Source organism: uncultured Pseudoteredinibacter sp., assembly GCF_947502065.1.
Lineage (GTDB): Bacteria > Pseudomonadota > Gammaproteobacteria > Pseudomonadales > Cellvibrionaceae > Pseudoteredinibacter.
Map to the genome: position 1 here is coordinate 1 of NZ_CANMYE010000002.1, position 23,757 is coordinate 23,757.

The window sequence follows — 23,757 nt, forward strand, 5'->3', positions numbered from 1 at the left end:
AAAATATAAAAACTTCCACCCAGAGCACTGGCGGGTACCTTATTGCCTATTGACTGGTTAATGGCTCATATGTGTTAGCCTAGCAATCTGGACCATAGTTGTTTACCTCAATTTCAAGCCCAGTTGCTTCTTGTAAAAGGTCAATTTTCTCTTTAAACCAATCAAGCGCTTCGTTTTTATATATCTTTGACTCAAGGATAGGAAGAACCCCACCCTTACCTTTGTACTCGACTTCCAGTGCGACCCAGCCCATACCTTTAGCGCGAGTCATGTAGTTGATGGATAATTTTTCTACTTTGCATAATTCAATAGTGACTGCCTTTTTCTTTTTATAAAAGCCAAAGCGACTTGAATCATGCCAGCCAATTAGGTGCCAAAGCTTTACGCCTTTTGCTGCAGCCTCAATTTCTTCTGGAGCTTTCCAAAGATAACCTTGTGCTTGCATAAGCTCTAAAGGACTCTTAGTTTTTTCATCAATCGTAATTATCTTCATGATTCTTTAAAGGGCATAACGCCTACCACTCATGCGTCGCGGTTTTTTGCGACGTCTTGAGCTGGGTCTTGTTGCGTGGTCGCGATAAAGCTCGTTTTGTTTGGCTTTTAAAACAAAATGATTCATTTGATTTAGCGACTTTATCAAGTAACGAATAATTAAAAAAAGTTTTGATTTTGCGGGCCTAGCCGTAAAGCCCCTAAGGTGTCCCTTCAAAACCTTAGCCGGTTTTATGGGCCCCCTTAGGGGCTTTACGGTAAGGATTGTGAGTCGCAACGTCAATTTCCTTATTAGTTTTTCTTGCGATTAAAACGAATTTACATATACTGTTTAAATATACAGTAGTTGTAAATTTCTATGTTACACTGCAGTAGAAAATTATTCGTTACGGTACACCGCAACAGCTAAATAAACAGACAGGCAGAATTACAACCAAAAAGCGGACGCGTCTTATTAATTTGGGAATTTAAGAAATAATAGGATGGTGTCCGTTTAACAAGCTAGCTGCATTCCTTTGTCTAAAGCTCTAATTTATTGTTTTATCTGGGGTTTTACAAGTACTAGAAAAATCATACCGAATTAACGAGACCTGGCGCCTAAAACGTTATTACTTGGTTTCTATTTTGCTTTTTCTCTTGCGCAGCATTTTTAGGGTACGCGCAAAATGGCGCTATGTTACTGATTTAGTTCAATCTAGTGTTTTATTAATTGTTAATTCCCGAGTTAATAGGAATAGGCCGAGATTAGGGCTTAAAAATTAAAACTGTATAAAAACCCATCAATTACTTTTAGGGCTGCCACCATGGGGCTTTATCTTCTGTGTGCAGCTCTCTGTGGATGCCTTCGCTGTAGGATGTATCGAAGCTGCCTAGGGCTACTGCCACCCACTGTGCCCATTCGCCTTCTGTGTAGCCCCACTCTAGATTAGAACCGCATTCGCTGCAGAAGCTGCGCTCTACTTTTTCACTGGATTGGTAGCTTTTAATTGTGTCTTGGCCTTTGGTGTAGCGTAGCTCGCTGCGGCGGATACGGGCATAGGAGGCGAAGGCGGCGCCGTGTTGTTTTTGACACATTTTGCAATGGCAGTGCGATGCGGTAACGGGCTCGGCCAGTATTTCATACTGGATAGCGCCGCATAGGCAGCTGCCCTGGTAGTGCACGCTGTCTTTATTTGTCATTTGTGATCATTATTGTTTTTAGTTTTTGGTTTGCTTTTCAATTGCGGCGTTCTTTTTAATAGCGATTTTCTTGTTATAGAAAGAGCATATTAAAACGGCGCGCTGCGCAGCAAATCTAAGAAGTGATTGGCTTCGCTGACTTGTTTACCTAGCTGCTCTTCCACGTCTTGCTGGGCGCTTTGCCACAGTGGGTAGGCTTCGCGCAGCAGCTTTATGCCTTTATCGCTAATGCGTAAGCCTCGTTTTCGTACGCCCTCTTCTACCCTTCGCTCTATTAAGCCATCGGCTTCCAGTAGCTTGGCCCCGCGTGTTAGCGAGGTGCGCTCCATCCATAATTTATCCGCAAGCTCGGTGATGGAATCGGGCTCTATACGGGCGACCGCCGCCAGCAGGGTGAACTGCGTAATGGTAATACCAAGGGGGCGCAGCGCACTGTCGTAGCGCCGGGTTATGGCCCTGGCGGCACTTAGGGTACGCACCGCCATGCAGCGCCCAGTTATGTTTTCAATCATCTTTTTATCGCTCATACCGTAGATATACACGATTATCGTTGACTTTCCAATCGTGCATATGCACTATTAGTGTGTATATGCACGATTATAACCGTAAGCACTGCCTACTTACAGAGTGATATACGGGGCTTAAGGCCTGGGTATTCGGGGCTGCAAAGACATGGATTCGCTGCCGTACGCACACCCAATCGCACTTAAAAAGGCTGCACGAGGAAAGGTAGCGCTAGGAAGGGCAGCAGCATTAAGAACAAGTGCCTAGCAGCTAGAAGACATTGATTAGTTATTTACGTGCCGGTCTCAGCCATAGGCAAATGGCCGGCATTGGAAAAACAAGCATTCGAACATGTGAACAATAAGAGGCCTGAGATTATGGCGAGTAGTACGCAAATACCTAAATGGATAGACCGCAGCCTTGCCTACCCCTGGCTGCTGATTGTTTTGGCGATGGGGCTTATTGCTGCCAGCGCGAGTTTTTTACCCAAGCTTAGCAAGGATACCTCGGCCGATGCTTTTATCGATCCGAACTCTAGCGCGCTTATTTATAAAGATAAGGTAGAGCAACTGTTTAGCCTTACCGATCCGATTGTTATTGCGGTCATTGATCAAGATGGCATCTTTAATGCCGAAAACCTCGCACTGTTAAAGCAACTAAGCGATGGTGTTAAGCAGCTGAAATATGTAGATCCGGATCGGGTAACTAGCCTTGCTACGGAAAACAATATCAGCGGTACCGCCGAGGGTTTGATCGTCGAGGGCTTTTTAGATAATGACACCGAGCACTTTAAAGCGCCCGCTAATAGCGAACAACGCGCAGCCGAGATTCGCACCGCCATTGAAGACTTCCCACTTTATCAAGGTAGCCTAGTTGGCAAAGCGGGCACCGCTACTTTAATTGTAGCCGAGATCTTAAATGAAGATGAAGCGCAGCTAGCCTACGATGCGGTGGTAGAGCTGGTAAACAATACCCCTAAGCCAGAGGGCACGGCGGTACATATTGCCGGTGAAGGTGCGGTAGCGGGCTTTCTTTCTACTTACATCGATCGTGATGCCAGCCGTTTAAACCCCATGGCCGGTTTGATTATCACCATTGTTTTATTGATTGGTTTTGTTTCGCTGCGGGCCACCTTGCTGCCTAACATTATTGTAGCGGGCACGGTCTTGGGCAGCTTTGGTTTAATGGCGGCTTCTGGTACGTCTTTTTATGTGATTACCAATGGTTTGGTGGTGAATTTAATTGGGATCTCCGTGGCTGATTCCATTCATATTTTATCGGCCTATTATGGTATTCAGCGAACGCAGCCCAGTATCGATAAAAAGCAGGCCGTTAAATTAGCCGTTGCCAGCATGTGGCGCCCTGTTAGCTTAACCAGTATTACGACCATTACCGGCTTTCTCGCCCTTTCGGCCAGCGCTACCATGCCACCCGTGCAAGCCTTTGGTTTATATGGTGCGCTTGGTGTTGGCTTAGCATGGTTGTATTCATTAACTTTGTTGCCAGCTCTAATGATTTTGTGGCCGTCCAGTCGTATTCCCCTGCCGTTTCGTAACAACAAGAACCATAGCGATAAACCCAAAGCGGTGGAGCGTTTACTAAATGGTTTTGGTAAAGCCGTTTTGCATCGCCCTAAGATCACCATTGCTATTGGCGCCTTTGCTTTTGCTATCGGCATAATTGGCGCGGCACAAGTTAAGGTGGATGAAGATAGGATTGAAAACTTTCAACAAACCGAGCCGGTGTATATCGCCGATAAAGCCATCAATGCGGCCACCGATGGCATCTACAACTTAGATATCCTAGTCGAAACCGATAGCAACGGTGGCCTATACAGCCCAGCGACACTACATAAAATCGCCGATCTGCAGCAGTATGTAGAAAGCTTATACAGCGTTGGCGGCAGCACATCAATTGTGGATTATATTAAGCAGCTGCACCGCTCGGTAAATGAAGGCAATAAAGATTTTTATAGCATTCCTGACGACCCAAATCTTATTGCACAACTGTTCTTCCTATATGGCGCCAGTGCCGACCCAACGGATTTTGAAGAGGAGATTGATTACGATCATCGCCAGGCGCTTATTCGGGTACAAGTCAAAGAAGGCAAATACAGCAATAATAAAATTCTGATTCCCAGTATCGAAAAATACATAGAAGAGCACTTTAATGGCCCAGAAACTCAAGCCACGGTCACTGGCCGTGTCGCCGTGAACTATCACTGGATTAAGGGTATCGATCAGTCCACGCTGTTTTCCATCATTATTTCTTTTATCTGTGTTACAGCTACCGCCATGTTGGTTTTTAAATCAATAAGCGCTGGCTTGCTGGCCGCCACGCCTGTAGGCCTCGCCATATTATTGGTGTATGCCGTAATGGGCTTTAGCGGCATACCGCTAGGTGTTAGCACCTCGATGTTTGCGGCGATCGCGATTGGGCTGTCTATCGATTTTGCCATCCACACCTTAGACAAGCTGCGTGAGATTGGCCGCGAGCATGGCTTAAGCGCCGAATCACTGATGGCTTTTTACCCCGATACGGGTCGTGCACTGCTCTTAAATTTTATTGCGGTAGCGGGTGGCTTTGGGGTGCTAATGAGCTCGGAGGTACCACCACTGGTTAAATTTGGTGGCCTTGTGGCCGTTGCGGTTTCGGTCGCTTTTCTGTCTTCGCTTAGCCTATTACCTAGCTTGGCACTGTGGCTACAACCCAAAGCGCTATTAAGCGATAACTCATCAACTGAAGAACATCAGGCCGAAGGAGAATCTTATGAAGCCCAATATAAATAGAGCAAAATTCCGCAAAGCGCTAAGTTTGAAAAATAGTGTTTTAAGTATCGCCTTAAGCTTTGCCGCAGCCAGCACACTGCAAGCGGAAGGTGACAGCATAGAGCCAAGCACATTAAGCGCCGATAATATTATCGCCAAGGTAAACGCTCGCCCGGAAGGTGAGCATGTTATCCGCAACTTCTCTATCGAGCTACGGGATAAAAATGGCCGTACACGCCGCGAAGAAACCATCGCCCACCGTCGTTATTTTACCAGCGATAAAGGCGAGCAAGAAAAACGTACCATTATTTTTTATACCGAGCCCAGCCGCGTAAGAGGAACAGGCTTTTTAACTTACGATTACGCCAACCCAAATCGCGATGATGATCAGTGGTTGTATCTACCCGCGTTGCGTAAAGTGCGCCGCATATCCGCATCCGATAGAGGCGATTATTTTCTGGGTACTGATTTCACCTATGAAGAAATCAAAAAAGAGCAAAAAATAGAAGCCAGCGATTATCACTTTAAGCTGCTGGGCGAAAAAGAAATCGATGGACGACAACTACTCGTGGTAGAAGGCCTACCCGCCAAGCCACAAATCGCTGAAGAGCTTGGTATATCAAAAGCCATTTGGCATATAGACCCAAGTATTTGGATGAGCCGCCTGAGCGAATTTTACGACCAAAACGGTAACCATAGCCGCACCATGCAGCTAGAAGCCGTAGAGGAGATTGACGGCTATCTTAGCAGTAAGCAAATTTTTATTAGCAACCACAAAACCGGACACAGCTCGCGCATCCGTTTTTCCAATATAGATTACGCAAGCCCAGTACCCGAAAAACTCTTTACCCAAGCGCGATTGAGACGCGGCCTATGATTCCTCTATACCCTGCTATACGGGCGCTTAGCCCCCTTCTTTTGGGGGTACGCTTTGTTGTGGCAACATTAATTGTTGGTTTTCTGTCTGCGCAATTAATGTTGCCCAACAAAGCGCTTTCTCAAAGTCTAGGAGCAAGTAGCCAGATCGATATTAGGCATAGCCTAGATATACGCTACGCACTGGGCTTTGATAAAGGTGAAACTCAAATAGCCGAAGTCAGCTATAGGCCGGAATTATCTGGCCGCTTAAATGATGGTATCGATTATTTTGTTTCAGCTAGAGTACGAGCTTTCTCAAGCCAGATGCTTGAGCAGGGCACAATGAGTAATCAAGGCGATAGCCGCTCTCATATCAATCGACGCAGTTTTATTGGCGATAATATAGAACTCGAACTCAAGGAAGCCTATGCCGATATCTTTACCTATAATGGCTACCTGCGCATCGGCAAGCAAACCGTGGTATGGGGCCAAGCCGACGGTTTGCGCGTACTGGATCAGATTAATCCCTTAAATTATCGCGAGTTTATTTTGGGAGATATCGAAGACAGACGCATTGCCTTATGGATGGCCAAGCTAGAACACAGCTTTGCGGATATCACCGCAGAATTCATCTGGCTGCCTGATCACAGCTATAACGACAGCCCAAATAGCGGCCCCTTTAAACCCACATCACCACGCTTGGTACCACGGTTATCCGAGAGTTTTCGCGGTACGGTAATACGACAACCCAGCGATCGCCCTAATCGATTTATCCGTGATGACGATTATGCTTTGCGTCTTAGCGGCTTTAGCCAAGGCTGGGACTGGTCGCTCAATGCGTTTTATTTTTACGATGATAGTGCCGCGATTGATGTAGAAGGCGAGCTAGGTAGCAAGGTGATATTAAGCCCCAGCTATAAACGCTCATTACTCCTTGGCGGCAGCGCCTCTAACGCTTTTGACAAACTCACTTTTAGGAGCGAACTGGCCTATCAAACTAATAAGCACCAGCTGGTAAACAACAAGCCAGGCTTAATCACACTTAACAAAACAGAAAAGTTCGATCAAATCAGCAGCGTATTGGGCCTAGATTATCAACTGAGTGCTAATACCCTAATTAGCGGCCAACTGTTTGTAAGCGCCCTACTAGATTCAGGAGATATCGACCAAACATACAACAGCGCCACCCTACTGGCCCGCCAAGAGCTGCTAAACGATACTATCATTTTGGAAGGCCTAATTATTCACGACCTAGACAAATCCGATGGCTCGCTACAGCTATCAGCCAAATACTACCTAGACAATGCCATTACATTAAAAGCGGGCATGGATATTTTTTATGGGGATAGAGAAGGTTTGTATGGTCAGTTTAGGGAAGCCAGTAGGATGACGGTGGGGCTTGAGTATAATTTTTAACTTACTAAATAATGAGCCCCAGATCCTCAGCAATATAGAAGCGTAGATCCTTCACATCATAACTCAATCAAAACTAGCTTTAGTCCCTTTTCAGGCTCAAGCTCCTTAATTTCATCAGCCAACTCTAACTGGCTAATACTTTTTACATTTTCAATGGTCTCGCGAATATCGCGATCGAACTCACTAAAAGTAACCTGCTGATTATTGAGTGCCGCGAGGATTACCCCGCCTTCGCGCAAGTAATTAGAACAGCGGCGAAGCAGCTTTTGATAATCGGGCCATCCTCGGAAGGAGCCCTTCTGGAAAGGTGGTGGATCTAATACAATGATATCGAACTTTGATTGCTTGGCGATTTGGCTATTGGATTTAAGAATATTCTTCTTCCAGATAGACACTCGCTCATCCAACATCGCGTTTAGCTCGTGGTTATACTGAGCGGTTTTGGTAGCACTGCCACACATATCAACGTTCACGACTTTCTTGGCGCCACCATGCAAAGCAAATAGAGAGAAAATGGAGGTGTAGGAGAATAAATTGAGTACTCGCTTATCGGCTGCATGCTCCTGCAACCAGGCCCAGCCACTGCGCATATCGGGGAATACACCAGTATTGCGGTTCTTCCCGATATTTACCTGGCACTGTATACCCTCGGCCAGCACCGTATCGAATTCCAAAGGCAGCTGCTGCTCAGCTGAACTGCGCGAGAAAAGCACTTCGTTTTCCACATCCGGCCAAGGACGGGCCTGCAAGATGACAGATTCGATAAAGTCATGCTCCTCAAACACCGCCTGCAAAGCTGCCCTAGCCTCATCGGCTAATTCATCTTCATAACACTGCACAAACAGCACCGGCGGATACCACTCCACATTCAACTCATCCAAAGACGGAAAGAATTTACCTCTACCATGGAATACACGGGAGACCTGCGCTGGGTGCTTGCTTAGGTTTTGGGTGATTTCTTGTTGCAGTGGATGTGGCATAGCTCAATATCATACTTTTGAAGAAAACGGCAAAGACGCCCTGAGCTACTAGTTTATATTTGGCATAGAACTAGTGGCAAATAAGGCTTCTGCGATATTATAAGGTACATATCTTAATATTTATGCAGCTTAGCGGCTTATTTCTCGAGCCGTGTTTATCTGAGGGTATTGAGACAGCGACTAACTATTACGAGACATAGCTAAGACAAAGCACATACAGTTCACTCGGCCTTATCTCGACTCCGTTGATTAAGTACTGTTGACAAACAGGCCACTCAGAGCCCTGCTTCGACCATACTCTTGATCTTGGCAGCCTTCTCGAAATGATCCAATTGATGGGTTTGTATCCACCAGGTGGCAGCTTCCATAAGTAAGTCTGGGTCATTATTTTTGTTTTCAAAAAACGCATAAAATGACAAGCCCACCGTTTCACCTTTAGCTTCTATTTTTTTATCACAAACTGCGATTATTTTTTGGCGAAGGTTGTCCCGCATTTGATTCCTTAAGATTATTAAAAAAGCCTAGATTGATTTATTGCCATTCACTTCTTGTTTAGGCTTAAAAGCCGGCAGCATAGCAAACTGGCATTTGCATACGCCTTAAGCCGGCATTATTTGACTCGGAGGCAGCATTAAAACGCGGCGGCTATGCTCCTTGCTTATTCAGCGGACTTCTTTGGCACACTCCAAATCAACAATAGCAAGCCTGAAATCATAAAAATAGCGCAGCCAGACAACAACCAAGAGTTGATGTACCAAACTTCACCCCACTCAAAGGTGCCACCCATTATTTTCTTCCAGCCATTAAAATGCTGATGGGCTGCCACAAAGAAGCCAAAGGCTGCGATGGTGCTGGATAGATAGAGGTTAATCCAGTGTCTTGGGTTAGGCAGCATCAGTGCCAAACCTAGTATGCCGATAATGGTACGCTGAGCACGGCAATATGGGCAAACATACACCAGGCCAGTTAACTCAGTGGTCCAGGCCACAACACATACAATAATCGCCAATAAGCCCACAATTCGACGATTATTCCAAAGCCAATGCAACAAGGCCTGATCCATAGTAATGCTCCAATATAAGATTTAACGATAACGTTATAATGTAACATTATATGGAGTTTTGGGCATGTGTTTTTTGAGCGCAGATCTATCTTCAAATAGCTAATCCAATAACAACTGGGCCATTGACATACCGGCTACGCCTTAACGATCTCTGCAAGTTTCGAGATCGCAAGATCGAGTTTTTCGCTCCACGGATTTCCAGCATTCAGGCGAATACAGTTTTTATAGATATCACTCGCAGTAAACATCACCCCTGGAACGATATTTATGCCCTGTCGTGCAGCTTCCTCGAAGATAGAAATACCATCGCAACCCTTTGGAAGCTGCACCCATAGGGAATAGCCTCCTGTAGGATTTGAGACTCGGACTTCTTGGCCAAAATGTTTGATTACACTCTGCCTTATCCTGTTAACCTGTACCGTTAGAGCTAAGCGTAGATTTGCCAAATGTCTCCGATATTCTCCACAGCGAATAAAATCAGCCATAGCCAGTTGAAGAGGGGTATTTACAGAAAGGCTGCGTGATAAAAGTGTGTCGTGCACTTGCTTTAAAAAGCGACCCGGCGCACACCAACCAAGCCTATAGCTGGCAATAAGCGATTTGGAAAATGAACTGCACCAAATGATATGTCCGGTTTTATCCCAGGCCTTGATTGGCAATTGGCGCTTAGTTGTAAAACCACACTCACCGAATACATCATCCTCTATGATAGGGCAGTCATATTTACTCGCCATGGCTGCAATCCGTTGTTTGTCATCCACTGAAAGATTGTAGCCCAGTGGGTTTTGGTTACACCCTGTAAGTAAGCACGCCTTTACCTGGCCACTAACCATAACGGCTTCTAATCTATCGAGATCGATACCTGCTTCAGTAGAGGGCAATTCTAATACTTGCCTATCTAAACTCGCTAATAGCTGCAGCTGCCCACTAAAACAAGGCGAGGCTATCGCTATATTATCTCCGGCGCTACTTACCGCTTCGACTGCAAGAGCAATTGCCTCCATGCAACCATTAGTGATCATAATATCTTCGGGCAATAGATTTAAGCCATCACTACTGAAGTGTTCACAGAGCGCATTTTTAAGGCAAGGCTGGCCACTAGCTGGGCCGTACATCAATTCCTCTTGGGTTGATCGTCTTATAATACGAATCAAGCTGCGCTGAAGGTTTTCTTTAGGTATCAATTCCGCTGCCAATTGCACTGTACCAAAAGGAATTCTCTCTCGATTACCAGCCGAATGCTGAACTTCAGCAAGCAACTCAGCTTTGTTGATTGGCCTTCCCACTGGTTCGATCGCAGGAAAATCTAGACTACCGGATCGATCGCTAGGTCGTCTTACATAGAACCCAGATTTAGGTTTTGCGATAAGGAAGCCCTGGGCTTCAAGTAATTCGTAACACTTTTTGACCGTTGTAATACTAACGCCGCGCTGCTGACTCTGCTGCCGAACAGAAAGCAATCGCTGACCGTCGTGTAACCTATTGCTCTGTATGTCACTAATCAGTTGAGCCGCAAGCTCTCGATAACGATAAGCCAATCTGTATCCTTTTATTATCTCATTTTTGTATCTGTTATCTTTTCATGCCGAGAATACAATAAGTTGACAACATGATACAAATTAGGAGATATCTATCGTGGCTCAATTAGAAGAAGATGCGGTGAATTTCGAAGGCCTTGCCAGAGATGTTGCTCAATGGAGCAGTCAATTCCAGGCTGAACTTAAAAATCGACCGGTCGCGGCTTCAACTGGCCGCGGTTTGCCTAAAAGGATGCTGGCGTTAAACGGAAACGGCGCCAGATCAGCTTTCGATGATTTCACCGCTCATATCGCGCCACAACTAAGCGCATCAGCGGGGCCTCGCTATCTTGGGTTTGTTACGGGGGGAGCAACCCCAGCATCGATAATGGCAGATTGGCTTGTAGCCGCGACAGATCAAAATGTCGCTGCACCGGGTGACTCCATAGCAACTGAAGTCGAGCTACAAGCTGCATCATGGCTACTCGAACTGTTCGAGCTACCCAGCTCCTTCGAGGGGATTCTAACTAGCGGGGCGACGGCCTCTAATGTATTAGGCGCCCTCTGCGCTAGACAACATGCCGGATCGCAACAAAATTTGGATATTGCCAAAGCTGGATTATCGGGATCTGAAATAGAAGTTTTCGCGGCCACACCTCATGCCAGCATGCAAAAAGCATTTAGTTTTTCAGGTCTAGGGCGTGATGCGATTACTTTTGTTCCGTGCCTACCCAACAGCGAAAAAATGGATACCAATGCACTAAAAAGCATGCTCAAACAAAGTAAAAGTAAAGGTAAGATTGTCGTAGCAAGCGCAGGAACAGTGACTGGAACAGATTTCGACGATTTAAGGGAGATCTCGAAACTATGTAAAATTCACAAGGCTTGGCTGCACGTTGACGGAGCATTTGGGTTATTTGCAAGATTGATGCCTAGCTGTAAGCATTGGACCGAAGGAATCGAACTAGCTGATTCGATCACGGCTGACGCACATAAGTGGCTGAATGTACCCTATGACTGCGGTATATTTTTTTGTAAACATCCTAAAATACTGCAGCAAACCTGTTCTGTTGCAGCACCATACCTAGACATTGACAATATTTTGCCCGCATTTATGGATCGAGGCATTGAGAACTCTAGGCGCTTTAGAGCACTGCCTGTATGGATGTCGCTATTGGCTTACGGAAAAAATGGATACCAACAACTTGTAGAAAAAAACTGTGCCCAAGCCCTGGCCTTAGCAAAATGGATCTCTGATTCGAATGACTATGAGCTTTTAGTAGAGTGCAAACTTAATGTTGTTGTTTTCCGCCCAGTAGGATCAAGAGATAAAGAAGTTAAAATCGCGCTCAAAAAAATTAATTCCACGGGAAAAGTATACATGACCCCGGGAATTTGGCAGGGAGAGGCGGCTATCAGAGCGGCGTTTAGTAATTGGCAAACATCAATGAAGGACGTGAAAATCGTGTGCAATGCCCTGGAATCTTTAACAGGCAAGGACTTAGTCTAATATAATTTCCGCGCAGTTTTTTGATACTTTTGAGAGCTTTCATTTAATGCACCATGTAACAGGCGGTGCACTTAAGAAGTAACACCCACATTGAAAACTGCACCACAGCTTAGCACTGCGGTGCAGTTTAAAAGTGATACTTGAAAAACTCAGCAATTTTTAACTCACAAACTCGGCTTAGTATAAGCCGCTGGCTTATCGCCTTTTTGCTGATAGCGTTCGTGCAGTAGATCTTGGCGGGCGCGGGTGCTTACTGGCTTGCCATCGATCCACATATTCAATACGCGGCTGCTTAGCTCTAGCGGATCACCGGACCATAGCACGATATCGCGACTGCCTACTTTTAAGTAACCATCACCAAGTTTAAAGGTTTTGGCGGGCACGCTGCTTAATGCACGGACCGCTACATCATGAGGTAAGCCGTGAGCTACGGCGTTGCCGGCATGGTAGCGTAGTTGCTGTAGGTTATGACTATCTGATTCAGTTAGGATAATTTCTACCCCAGCCTTATGCAGCTTTGCTGCATTGTCTAGGCGCTGATGCAGTGAATCAAAACCTTCTGGCAGATTACGCAGCGGTGATACCAAGACGGTTACTTTATGCTGCTTTAATTGCTCGGCCACATCGATGGCGCCAGCAGCGCCGGCAATCACCAAAGAAAAACCAAACTCTTCTTTTAGTTTAAGCAACTGAAGGATATCCGCCGGACGATCAGTTTTAACCATTAGCGGGAAGTCGCCAGCCAATAAACGCTTAACCACTTTGATATCGTCTTTTACTGGCTTTGCTTTGGCACTTTTAGAAACAGGCTTTTTGGCAGTTTCTAATTTCTTGCGCAGATCTTGCAAGTCTTTCGCGCGCGAGCCTTTGCCCTTACCACCTAAGGTAAAATACAAGGCAGTATCCGCTTTAAGGCGGCTTTCGGGGCTTGCACTTAGATCCACACTAAAGGCTCGGCTTTCAAATGCACCTTTAGAGCTACCCGCCACTACGGCATGACTAATACCGCCTTTACGAGTGTAAGGGATTAGCGATGATTGATAATTAAACGCCAAGCTTGGATCAAAAAAGAAACCGCCTTTTTCCTCGTAAAAATCCGAGGTCTTTTGAACGGCGCTAACTTCGGTTAAACCCAACTTATTGTTTACCGCAATAAAACCGGCACTTAGTACCTTGCCTTTACCGTCAACAACGGTATCGGCGCTGAGTGCTTGATCGGATAGCTCACGAATAACACCATCTTCAATCAATACATTCATATCGGTTTTAGGCGCCAAGCCTTCACCGTAAAACTTCACACCATTAATCGCCACGGTTTCTGCCAACACACTGGCACTTGCCAGCAGGCCGAATGCCGCGCAGGCTAAGCGTGTTTTGTTTAATGCTCTCATTGCTTATCTCCTGCTGGCTGGCCTAATAGAAAATCGCTTTGCGCTTGGAAAGCAGGATCTTCTCTATCGTAAACCTTTGCGCCATCGATAAAGACCTGTTCAGCCTTAGCGTAAACGCTAAATGGGTTTTGATTCCAAATAACCACATCGCCATTTTTGCCCATCTCTAAGCTTCCGGTTTTATCGGCAATACCTAAGGAACGCGCAGCATTTAAGGTAATCCAACGAATAGCATCGGCCTCATCTAAATCGTAACCAGCTTCCTGGCTGCGATATAAAATTTTACCGGCCTCTTGGTTTAGACGCTGAATGGTGCTGGCTGAATCGGAATGCACAATGGCACAGCCTAGCTTACTGGCATCTTTGCCTTTACCGGCATCTACCATGGCGACGTTTTCTTGCACCATATCAAAGGCTTCCATTTTAAAGCCCCACCAATCTGGCCACATGGCGGCGCAGTTTTGATTCTCGGCCAATAGATCAGCAATCTTGTAAGCCTCTACTGCGTGGTGGAAAGTGCCCGCGTGATATTTAAATTCTTTAGCCACATCGATCATCATAGCCATCTCTTCGGCCTTATAGCAGTGGTTGTGAATTAAAATCTCACCATTGAGCACACCCATTAAGGTGTCTTTTTGTAAGTCACGCTCTGGGGCATTCTTAATACGGCCAGCATTGTAATCATCCCAAGCTAGCTTATATTCCCAAGCGCTCGCCCAAGCGGCACGATAGCCTGCAACATTACCCATGCGGGTATAAGGGCTTACGCCTTTCTTACCGTAAACACGCTTAGGGTTTTCACCGCAGGCCATCTTCAAACCATAGGGCGCATCCGGAAACTTCATGCCCTGCATGGTAGTAGCTGGTACATTGCGCAATGTGACCCCACGGCCGCCGATCAAATTGGCGGAACCCGGCAATAGCTGCAAGGTGGTGATACCACCCACACGCGCGCGATTAAAACCAGGGTCTTGGGGCCACACACCATGCTCGGCCCACACCTCGGCGGTAACTGGCGAGGTTACCTCGTTACCATCTTGGTGAGATTCCACCGATGGGCTTGGATACACCCCCAAATGCGAGTGCACATCAATAATACCCGGCGTTACCCATTTACCACTGGCATCTAACTCTTGGGCACCGGCTGGCAACACTAAACCCTTACCAACAGCATCAACCTTACCGCCGATCATCAATACATCAGCCTGCTCTAGCTTTTCGCCATTGCCCAGCAATACCGTCGCATTGCGAATCATCACATCACGGCTTGGCATGGCTTCATAGGTAGAAGGGAATGGGTTTTTATTGATGCTGACCGCCTTACTTGGCCTATCCCCATTACAAGCCATCAGGCTCACAATAGAAACCGCCAAACAGGCACGCCGGAAATACTTAGGCATAGATTTATCCTGCTAGAGATTGAGTTGCTTTAGTTTTACAACGAAAGACACAGCCATACACTCAGCCAGTTTTCGCGACTTTAGCGAAATATAAGCTCATTTCAGCTTATTTAATCTATCACTAAGGTAGAGAAAAAGGCGGGGTAGCAGCACCGGAACAATAAAGAGCGAGCGCCGAACGAAGCAAAATGATTCGCGTCTTTTTGCGAAGCATTTTGGTGACCGAGGGAAGCCCAGAGGGCCGCCGCTCGTTCCGGAGCTGCTACCCCGCCTTTTCTCGGCCAGCGATCCATATATTGATTATCTCAAGGGTTGTTGGTAGAAGGTGGGGGCTGGCTCCTGGAACAGTAAAGAACGAGCGCCGAGCGAAGCAAAATGCCTCGCGTCTTTTCGCGAGGCATTTTAGTGACTGAGGGAAGTCCCGAGGGCCGCCGCTCGTTCCAGAGCTTTTACCCCGCCTTTTCTCGGCCAGCGATCCACATATTTATAATCTCAACGGCTGTTAGCAGAAGGTGGGGGCTGGCTCCTGGAACAGTAAAGAACGAGCGCCGAACGAAGAAAAATGATTCGCGTCTTTTTGCGAAGTATTTTGGTGGTTGAGGGAAGCCCGGAGGGCCGCCGATCGTTCCAGGAGCTAGCCCCCACCTTCTGCCGATCCACGATTCATGATCTATATATCAAGAAGCAAGCACTGCGCATCAACACACAACATGCTACAGTGCAGAAAAACCAATAATAAAAACACCACTATGACTCAACTATTCAAGACCCCAACCGCCACCGCCGTCATTATCGCCAACATGGTTGGCACCGGCGTATTCACCAGCTTAGGATTCCAACTTGTCGATATTCAATCGCCCTTCGCCATCTTACTGCTATGGCTAATCGGCGGTATCATCGCCTTCTGTGGCGCCCTGTGCTACTCGGAACTGGCCGCTAGCCTGCCAAGATCTGGCGGTGAATATCACTTTATTAGCCGAATTTTCCACCCCTCTGCCGGCTTTGTATCCGGCTGGATATCGGCCACCGTAGGCTTTGCAGCCCCCTCGGCACTGGTTGCCCTCACCTTCGGCAATTATCTAGCCGCCATATGGCCAACCCTAAACCCGCAAACTTGCGCACTGGCCCTGCTCGCAATTATCACCATCGTACACAGCATAAAACGCAGCAGCTCGGGGCAATTTCAAACCCTATTTACCTTAATCAAAGTCGTACTCATCTTAGGATTTTGCGCCAGCGCCTTGGCCCTAGCACCAAGCTTGCAAAGCATCAGCTTTGCCCCCCAAATCAGCGACAGCCAACTGATGGGCACCGCAGCTTTTGCGGTATCACTTATCTATGTGAACTATGCCTACACCGGCTGGAACGCCGTTACCTACCTGAGTAGCGAAATAGAAAACCCGCAACGAAATATTCCCATCTCACTACTGCTGGGCACTATTGTAGTGGTCATTTTATATTTGTTATTAAACGGCAGCTTCTTACTGCTCGCCCCGATGGAAGATTTACAAGGCAAAGTCGAAATAGGCTATATCGCCGCCAAGGCCGCTTATGGTGAAGGTGGCGCTATGATTATGGCATGCATACTGGCCATTTTATTAATCTCTACAGTAAGCGCCATGCTCATGGCGGGGCCTAGAGTTTTACAGGTTATTGGGCAAGATTACCCATTATTTAAAAAGCTAGGACAAACCAACAAGCAGGGCATTCCCAGCATCGCCATTATCGTTCAAGCGATTGTAACGGCGCTCTTTATTGTAAGTGCCAGTTTTGAGAGCATTTTAATTTTTGCAGGCTTTACCCTAAGCCTAAACAGTGTGCTTACCGTCATCGGCTTGCTTGTTATTCGCCGTCGCGAACCTGAGTTAGCACGACCATTTAAAATGCCGTTTTTTCCGATACCTGCTGTTGTATATTTAAGCTTGATGTTGTGGAGCTTAAGTTACATTGCGATTTATAAAACCCAGCAGGTTTATATGAGTGCCGTTTTGATCGTTATTGGCTTTGGATTTTATTGGTTGACCAAGAGGATTCAAAGTGGCCAAAGAGAAAGTTAAGTGGCGGACGACCGGTAAAAGGGCAGCTAGGCTTCTGGAACGAGCGGCGGCCCTCCAGGCTTCCCTCCATCACAAAAAAGCCTCGCAAAAACACGCGAGTCTTTTTTGTTCCTTCGGCGCTCGCTCTTTATTGTTCCAGAAACCTAGCCGCCCTTTTACCTAACTACTTACTTAATTTTAAAAATTGGCTTGCCCCCATTAACAATAGGCCTAAAGTTGTTACGACTTCAGATGCTTTTCTAATGTGTCACGAACAAAGTCCGGCAACGGCGCAGGCTTATTGCTTTCTCGGCTAACGTAAACAATCACTGAGATCGCCTCGGAGCACAGTTGATTTTTCTGCCATACCTGATGACCAATAGAGACTGAGCTATTGCCAATCTTATGCACATAGTTTCTTACGGAAACCTCAGTGCCATGAAAAATCTCACGCAGAAAGTTTTGCTCGGTACGGGCCATAAAGTAGTTGAAATCGAAACCAGGCAATATGTGCATAATGAAGGCTTGGCAGCCCTCTTCAAACCACACAGAAAGAGCTGTAGCGCCAATATGGCCACCAGAGTTGGTTTCGGAAGAGCGAGGTAGGATGGGGATTTGGTGCATTGTTAATATTATCTCTTTGGGTACTAGCGGATTAGGGTAATCGCTAAGCCCGCACCATTCAAACTAGATTTAGCCTCCCAGGCAAATAACCCGCGCCGCAAGGTAAACATTGCCATTTACCCTTTGGAACAATAAAGAGCGAGTGCCGAATGAGTAAAAAAGACTCACGTCTTTTTGTGAGGCTTTTTTAGGAGAGAGGGAAGCCTGGAAGGCCGCCGCTCGTTCCATAGGGTAAATGGCAATTTTTACCGATTCGTCCGCACTGATTTATCAGCGATTAACCACCCACAGCCTGCCCAGGCTCGCCACGCGGCGGCTCAGAAAACGGCGCAGCGGCCCGACGGCGCGCAATACGGAAATTCAAATGCTCGCCCAACATCATCGACTCAAAGGCCGTAAACAAACGCTGCATTTGTGGCTGCTTATAAGGGAAAATATCCACCGGATCCATCGCATGCACATTCATCGACGCCCCGACCTCAAATACCAACAAATCACCATTCGGAGATTCACCACAATCGATTCCCAAATAATCTAAACCTGAAACCTCATAAATTTTACGCAAGGCTGCACGATGCTTTTGTGCAAAACCCTGACTAAAGCTCGCCATAGTATCGGCTTCTTCCTTACGCTTAACTTCACTTTCCATCATCCCAGCATTTAGATAATGCACCATCCAATGATCAGAAATCGCCATATGGGCCAAATGAGGCTCGCCATTAATAAGCATAATACGGTACTTGCGGAACTGCCCATCTGCACTGCGATAATCCACAAAACGGGCCAAATAAAATAACTCACCCGCTGTAGACTGTAAGTACTCTAACAATGCGGTAGCATCTTCAACACAAGCCAAATCGTTACCCGCATGGGAATCCAAAGGGCGAATAATCAGCGGAAACTCAGCATCCGATAAAACTTGCTTAAGCTCACCCGGATGGATACATAGATAAGCCAACTGATCCCGATTCACAATGGCGTTAATAGGCACATCAAGGCCGGGCATATCCTGTAGACGATAAGAAATTTGATCACGCCCCATGCATAACAGAGCCTCTGGCTTATTTAGAATCGGGCGCGGCCAATCGGCAATCATAGAATTGATAAGATCCAAGCTTTCACGATTGCGCTCTAATTCACTTAACGCCACAAAAGCCACATCATGCTCAGGTAAATGCAGTGGTCGCGGTAGATCTGGGCTGATATATAATAAATCCAACTGAAAGCCAGCACCTTCAGCCAAAAATTCCAGCGGCGTATTGGTCATTAGATTACCGGGCGCCATCAAGGCCAATACCTTTAATGGGCTTTGGGGCACCTTAGGAATTAACTGAAAATGCTGTTGAATGCTTAGCGCCTCTTGCTGTAATGCCACCCCTGTTGCCTCGTCACCCCGCAGCTGTAGCAAAACAGAAAGATCCATTAGCGCGATGGCATCACCCTCACCCGCTCGCTGCAGCAACTGCTGAGCCTCTAGGGCTAAGTCTTCGCCGGCAAAAACACGGCTCATTAACTGGGCCAGACCCATAAGGGCATTGGAATCGTAATCGGATTCACCAGCATTGGTTTTAGCGCTCTGCAACTGGGCATTACTCATGATCGTGGAAGCCTGCATCTATAAAAACGGACAAACCTGTGCACCTAGCGGCACAGATCACTTACATCGTTACTCGTTTGATAACTCTTGTTCAAAGATTATTGCAAAGCCTATGCCAGCCAAGAATTGGCTTATAAAACAAGGGGCTAGCTACACCTGGGCAGAAAAAGGAAATGACAGAGGGGCAATAGCGGCAGCGATTGTTTGGCACATTGGCCACCACTAAGAGCAGGCGGCAAGGATTCGCCGCCGTTAAAGAAGCTTACTTCCAGCTTTTAGGAAGCGCGATAGATTTCCAATCGTCGTTGGCACTAAAGCTTAAGCTCTGGGCCTTGCCAGCACCAATTCTGGCGCCTTTCAGGTTACGAGCTTCTAGATTGACCGTGTTAATCTGCTTGCTCCAAAGCGCGCGCAGAGCATCTTGCTTAAACCACAACTCTTCAGGCATTACCGCCGGTAAATCCATCTCCTGATAGACCCAGATAAAACGGCCATCCACTTCAAAACCTAAAGTCTCTAAGCTGATCGCCTCACCATCAGCGCCGCGTATCTCAAAGCTATTGCTCAGGTAATCAGCAAAACGTTGTTGGGTGGCCTTGTCATTATGAATATCAGCGCCCTTGCCGAATAAATGCTTAATAGCATGCTCAGCATCGTGCAAATAAAAACGATGGGCCACCTCTAGCTTGCCACTGCGCTGATTAAACAGCACATCGGTAATGCCTGCCTTTTGCTGGTGTGCGCTGGCCGTAGCTGCCAGTCCAAGCATTAGCAAGGCAAGCCAGGATCGAAGTAAAGTATTCATTCAAATTCCTCCACCAAAAACAAAGCCCCGGTATAAACACCATTTAAAGGTATCTATACAGGGGCCTTGGATTTTAAGAAAAGTTCAAGAATTATTCAGCGTCTTTCTTCTCGCCGTTTTTCTTCTCACTTTTATCGTCTTCATCAGTCTTTAGCTCAGTCTTAATATCTTGCATGATATCGCGATGAACCTTGCCAGAGCGTTTCTTGGTTTTGAACGCTTCAACACGTGAAGGGATAATACGACGCGGATAATGGTTGTTTTCATTATCAACATCCGCAGTTTCCCAGTGTGGATCAACCACAACACGCTCTAGCTCTTTTTCTTTATCAGTAACAATTAGCTTCTTAACGGCTTTGGGGGTACGACGCCAGATTTCTGCTGGAATGTACTGATCTTCAGTCGTGCCATCGGTAAAGTGCAATTGCAGCAAGATAGGCATTACCAAACCGCCCTTGTTTGAGAAGTCTAGAACATAGTAGTTCTTATCTTCTTTAACAGCGCGCTCTAGAGTTTCACGCTCCCAATCTTTTAAGCCATCAATAAATTTATTGTATTTATTGCGCTCTTTATTGGTCACAGTGAAGCGGTCGTTATCGTCGTAGAAATCGCTGACATCGCTGTTGATATCTACCCACAATTTGCGACCTTCAGCCTTGTTGCGCATATTGAAGAAAGATTCAGGCTTATCCTGCTCTTCTTTACGCTGACGGGCAAAGTCGATATCTGGGTCACGGGTATCCAAACGTAGCTTGTAAACGCGATCCAAAGAAATATCTACGTGATCAGTAGAGTAGAACCAGCCACGCCAGAACCAATCCAAGTCAACACCAGAAGCTTCTTCCATAGTGCGGAAGAAATCGGCAGGCGTAGGACGCTTAAACATCCAACGCTGTGAATACTCTTTAAAGGCGAAGTCGAATAACTCACGACCAAGAATCACCTCACGCAAAATGTTTAACGCGGCAGCAGGCTTGGTATAAGCATTCGGGCCAAGGCGCAATACCGAATCGGATTGCGTCATGATGGGCACCTGGGTAGAAGACTTCATGTAATCTACGATATCGCGTGGCTCTACGCCCCAAGGAATGGTTGGATCCCACTCACGACCCGCAACACCATCAAGGAAGCTGTTTAGACCTTCGTCCATCCAAGTCCACTGACGCTCATCACTGTTCACAATCATTGGGAAATAGATGTGACCAATCTCGTGGATCACCACGCCAATCAAGAAGCGCTTTTCCGCCTGCGAATAAGTACGGCTACCGTCATCTTGTAGTTCGGTACGCGGGCCATTAAAGGTGATCATTGGGTATTCCATACCACCTACAGGACCGTTAACCGATTGAGCTACCGGATACGGGTAATCAAACGAGAAGCGTGAGTAGACTTCCATGGTGTGAACCACAGATTCAGTAGAGTACTTCTTCCAAAGATCACCACCTTCTTTCGGGTAGAAAGACATGGCCATTACATGATCTTGTACCTTACCGCCCTGCTTATAGCCTTTGGCATCCCACATAAACTTACGGGAAGAGGCCCAGGCGAAGTCACGTACATTATCGGCTTTAAACTTCCAGGTTTTGGTTTTGCTGGTGCCTTCTTTTTCGTTTTCCAAAGCTTCTTCTTCGGTCACGATAAATACAGGGCGCTTAGCGGTTTCTGCTTTTTTCAAGCGAGATCGCTGCTTAGCGGTCAACACCTGGCTAGCGTTTTGTAGGGTACCGGTAGACGATACGATGTGATCCGCAGGAACAGTCATCTCTACTTCATAGTCGCCGAATTCCAAGGTGAATTCGCCGCGACCCAAGAACTCTTTATTGGTCCAAGCTTCGTAATCGGTGTAAGCCACCATACGAGGGAACCACTGAGCCAATAGGTAAATGTCGTTACCGCCTTCGCGAGCATCATCTGGGAAGTGCTCATAACCAGCACGTGCCCAAACGGCGTTCTCTTCAACGATATTGAAGGCGAAATCTAAATCAAACTGAGTGCTCTGGCCCGGCTTTAATGGCTTTGGCAGATCAATACGCATATTGGTGCCTACAATGGTGTAGTCCAAATTGCGACCGGAAGACTTTACATTGCTGATGGTATAACCCAGCTCATTATCTTCCATAAACTGGTGACGACGCAGCTCTGCCAAGCTTAACTTAGCCGGCGCACTACCGCTGGCAGCTTTAGTTGAAGGGCCACGACGGCCGATACCGGCAAAGGCAGTGGTCATTTCTGCCATTGAGTCGTTTTTAAACTTGTTCTGATCCAATTGCACCCATAGGTACTTCAGGGTGTAAGGCGAGTTGTTCTTGTAATAAACCTTCTGGCTAGCTTCAATACGACGCTTGTCTTCTAGAAGCTTAACCTTGATCTTATAGTCCACCTCTTGCTGCCAGTACTGCTGGCCCGGCTCGCCAGCCGCGTTGCGGTAGATATTTGGCGTAGGTAGCACTTCGTCTAACTGACGGAACTTGTCTTCAAAATCGCCCTTGGTCTGGGAGATAGCCGCTGTCGATAGCTGACTACCAAAACCAGCCAACAATAGGCAGGAAAGCAAAGTTGCTTTTTTCATGGATGATAGACTCAATTAGGTTAATAGGATCAGGCTGGGTAAGCCCTTCTCAGTGGTAGCTTTGAACTTATGGCCCCAAACCACCAAAACCGGACATTCTAGGATTAATACCTGCGAGATGGAAGGGCTTGGCAGGGGCAGTTCGCGATATTGAGGTAAGTTGAACAAGTGATAGGACAAATCACGAGCTGGGTGTTTTTTGTACAACTAGCGCTGTATCCGATAAATACGGTGACGACTCAACTGGTGCAGCTCCACCCCCTTGGGAAATTCTATGCTTTCTTTATTCCCCAAACAAAGGTAGCCGCGTGGAATTAAGGATTGGTAAAAGCCTTGCAGCACCCTGCTCTTGAGATCTGCCCCAAAGTAAATCATTACGTTTCGACAGAGCACCATATGAAACTGCTCACCCGGTGCGGTGCCACGCAAACCATGCTGCGCAAAGTGAATGTGATCCAGTAACTCTTGGCGCAACTTAGATAAGCCATAACTTAAACTGAAGTACTCTAATAAACTGGCCTGGCCACCAGAGTTGCGATAGCGCTCAGCTTCCTGCCTAGCTAAAGGCCCTGACAGCACGCCGCTGCGTGCATGCCTCAGACATGCAAAATCTAGATCCGTTGCCAAAATCTCTGTACGTTTTAACAGACCGGCCTCGTGCAGCATTATGGCTAATGAAAAAGCCTCTTCACCAGTAGAGCAGCCGGCAAGCCATATTTTGATTTGCGGAAATTCCGACAAATAGCCAAAGCATTGCTGCTTGAGATCAAGAAAAAACTCTGGATCACGAAATAGATCGGTAACATTGACAGTAAGAGCATCTCTCAATAAGCGTGCTCTTTTTCTAGGTGAAAACTGCAGCCAGCGCAGCAAGGCCAAACTATCACCATCGCAAAGATCGCGGGCAACTCTATTAATTTGGCGCTCCAATGAGGGCATGGAATAACCCTCGTAACTCCAGCCAAGCTCATTTTGAATCAAGCCTAGAATTAGCCGATGCTCTTCCTGCCAACCCTCTTGACCAAGTTGAACGCTATCCATAATTGCT

At 46.7% G+C, this 23,757-nt stretch carries 19 protein-coding genes; 5 read left to right on the forward strand and 14 right to left on the reverse strand.

The genetic code is table 11. From position 1 onward, the window contains the following. Positions 1–79 precede the first annotated feature (79 nt). From Q1A41_RS06785 to Q1A41_RS06795, 3 genes are all read right to left on the reverse strand, one after another. Positions 80–493: a hypothetical protein gene (locus Q1A41_RS06785; RefSeq protein WP_299976194.1), complete on the reverse strand. Its 414-nt coding sequence runs from the start codon at positions 491–493 to the stop codon at positions 80–82. 788 nt (positions 494–1,281) lie between these two features. Then, positions 1,282–1,671, reverse strand: a complete 390-nt coding sequence (locus tag Q1A41_RS06790; protein ID WP_299976197.1) for a GFA family protein — start codon at positions 1,669–1,671, stop codon at positions 1,282–1,284. 89 nt (positions 1,672–1,760) lie between these two features. After that, positions 1,761–2,198, reverse strand: a complete 438-nt coding sequence (locus tag Q1A41_RS06795) for a MarR family transcriptional regulator (RefSeq protein ID WP_299976200.1) — start codon at positions 2,196–2,198, stop codon at positions 1,761–1,763. A gap of 354 nt (positions 2,199–2,552) precedes the next feature. Here Q1A41_RS06795 and Q1A41_RS06800 point away from each other — a divergent pair, with 354 nt between their 5' ends. From Q1A41_RS06800 to Q1A41_RS06810, 3 genes are read left to right on the forward strand one after another with little or no spacing between them, the layout of a single operon-like run. Further along, positions 2,553–4,964 carry an MMPL family transporter gene (locus Q1A41_RS06800; RefSeq protein WP_299976203.1) on the forward strand — a complete coding sequence of 804 codons (2,412 nt, stop codon included), beginning with the start codon at positions 2,553–2,555 and terminating at the stop codon, positions 4,962–4,964. Continuing rightward, entirely contained in the window at positions 4,945–5,820 is an 876-nt protein-coding gene (locus tag Q1A41_RS06805; protein WP_299976206.1) for an outer membrane lipoprotein-sorting protein, read from the forward strand. Before Q1A41_RS06800 ends, Q1A41_RS06805 begins: the two co-directional genes overlap by 20 nt. A gap of 59 nt (positions 5,821–5,879) precedes the next feature. Next, a complete protein-coding gene (locus tag Q1A41_RS06810) occupies positions 5,880–7,217 on the forward strand; it encodes a DUF1302 family protein (protein ID WP_299976209.1) in 1,338 nt (445 codons plus the stop codon). Positions 7,218–7,273: 56 nt separating this feature from the next. Here the strand turns inward: Q1A41_RS06810 and Q1A41_RS06815 are convergent, their stop codons facing one another. The 4 genes from Q1A41_RS06815 to Q1A41_RS06830 form a co-directional block, all read right to left on the reverse strand. Continuing rightward, positions 7,274–8,197, reverse strand: a complete 924-nt coding sequence (locus tag Q1A41_RS06815) for a class I SAM-dependent methyltransferase (protein WP_299976212.1) — start codon at positions 8,195–8,197, stop codon at positions 7,274–7,276. 275 nt (positions 8,198–8,472) lie between these two features. Next, the gene (locus Q1A41_RS06820; protein WP_299976215.1) at positions 8,473–8,691 is read right to left on the reverse strand and encodes a DUF6500 family protein; all 219 of its coding nucleotides are present in this window, start codon (positions 8,689–8,691) and stop codon (positions 8,473–8,475) included. Between the two features lie 164 nt (positions 8,692–8,855). Next, complete coding sequence (locus Q1A41_RS06825) at positions 8,856–9,260, reverse strand: hypothetical protein (RefSeq protein ID WP_299976218.1); 405 nt, start codon at positions 9,258–9,260, stop codon at positions 8,856–8,858. 134 nt (positions 9,261–9,394) lie between these two features. Next, complete coding sequence (locus Q1A41_RS06830; RefSeq protein WP_299976221.1) at positions 9,395–10,798, reverse strand: PLP-dependent aminotransferase family protein; 1,404 nt, start codon at positions 10,796–10,798, stop codon at positions 9,395–9,397. 97 nt (positions 10,799–10,895) lie between these two features. Between Q1A41_RS06830 and Q1A41_RS06835 the strand changes: the two genes are divergently transcribed. Continuing rightward, positions 10,896–12,287 carry an aminotransferase class I/II-fold pyridoxal phosphate-dependent enzyme gene (locus Q1A41_RS06835; RefSeq protein WP_299976224.1) on the forward strand — a complete coding sequence of 464 codons (1,392 nt, stop codon included), beginning with the start codon at positions 10,896–10,898 and terminating at the stop codon, positions 12,285–12,287. Between the two features lie 164 nt (positions 12,288–12,451). Here the strand turns inward: Q1A41_RS06835 and Q1A41_RS06840 are convergent, their stop codons facing one another. Together Q1A41_RS06840 and Q1A41_RS06845 are read right to left on the reverse strand one after the other, a co-directional pair. Then, positions 12,452–13,678: a hypothetical protein gene (locus Q1A41_RS06840; RefSeq protein ID WP_299976227.1), complete on the reverse strand. Its 1,227-nt coding sequence runs from the start codon at positions 13,676–13,678 to the stop codon at positions 12,452–12,454. Further along, positions 13,675–15,078: an amidohydrolase gene (locus tag Q1A41_RS06845; protein ID WP_299976229.1), complete on the reverse strand. Its 1,404-nt coding sequence runs from the start codon at positions 15,076–15,078 to the stop codon at positions 13,675–13,677. Before Q1A41_RS06845 ends, Q1A41_RS06840 begins: the two co-directional genes overlap by 4 nt. 749 nt (positions 15,079–15,827) lie before the next feature. On the opposite strand from Q1A41_RS06845, the gene Q1A41_RS06850 reads away from it, so the two are divergent. After that, complete coding sequence (locus Q1A41_RS06850; protein WP_299976232.1) at positions 15,828–17,135, forward strand: amino acid permease; 1,308 nt, start codon at positions 15,828–15,830, stop codon at positions 17,133–17,135. Positions 17,136–17,354: 219 nt separating this feature from the next. On the opposite strand, the gene Q1A41_RS06855 is transcribed toward Q1A41_RS06850, so the two are convergent. The 5 genes from Q1A41_RS06855 to Q1A41_RS06875 form a co-directional block, all read right to left on the reverse strand. Then, positions 17,355–17,738: a thioesterase family protein gene (locus tag Q1A41_RS06855; RefSeq protein WP_299976235.1), complete on the reverse strand. Its 384-nt coding sequence runs from the start codon at positions 17,736–17,738 to the stop codon at positions 17,355–17,357. Positions 17,739–18,015: 277 nt separating this feature from the next. Further along, positions 18,016–19,335 carry a hypothetical protein gene (locus Q1A41_RS06860; protein ID WP_299976238.1) on the reverse strand — a complete coding sequence of 440 codons (1,320 nt, stop codon included), beginning with the start codon at positions 19,333–19,335 and terminating at the stop codon, positions 18,016–18,018. A 262-nt stretch (positions 19,336–19,597) separates the two neighbouring features. Continuing rightward, a complete protein-coding gene (locus Q1A41_RS06865; protein ID WP_299976241.1) occupies positions 19,598–20,140 on the reverse strand; it encodes a DUF6702 family protein in 543 nt (180 codons plus the stop codon). Between the two features lie 91 nt (positions 20,141–20,231). After that, positions 20,232–22,709 (reverse strand): M1 family metallopeptidase, encoded by a 2,478-nt coding sequence (locus Q1A41_RS06870; RefSeq protein ID WP_299976244.1) that lies wholly within the window; start codon positions 22,707–22,709, stop codon positions 20,232–20,234. Between the two features lie 207 nt (positions 22,710–22,916). After that, the gene (locus tag Q1A41_RS06875) at positions 22,917–23,750 is read right to left on the reverse strand and encodes a CheR family methyltransferase (protein ID WP_299976247.1); all 834 of its coding nucleotides are present in this window, start codon (positions 23,748–23,750) and stop codon (positions 22,917–22,919) included. Between the last annotated feature and the right edge of the window lie 7 nt (positions 23,751–23,757).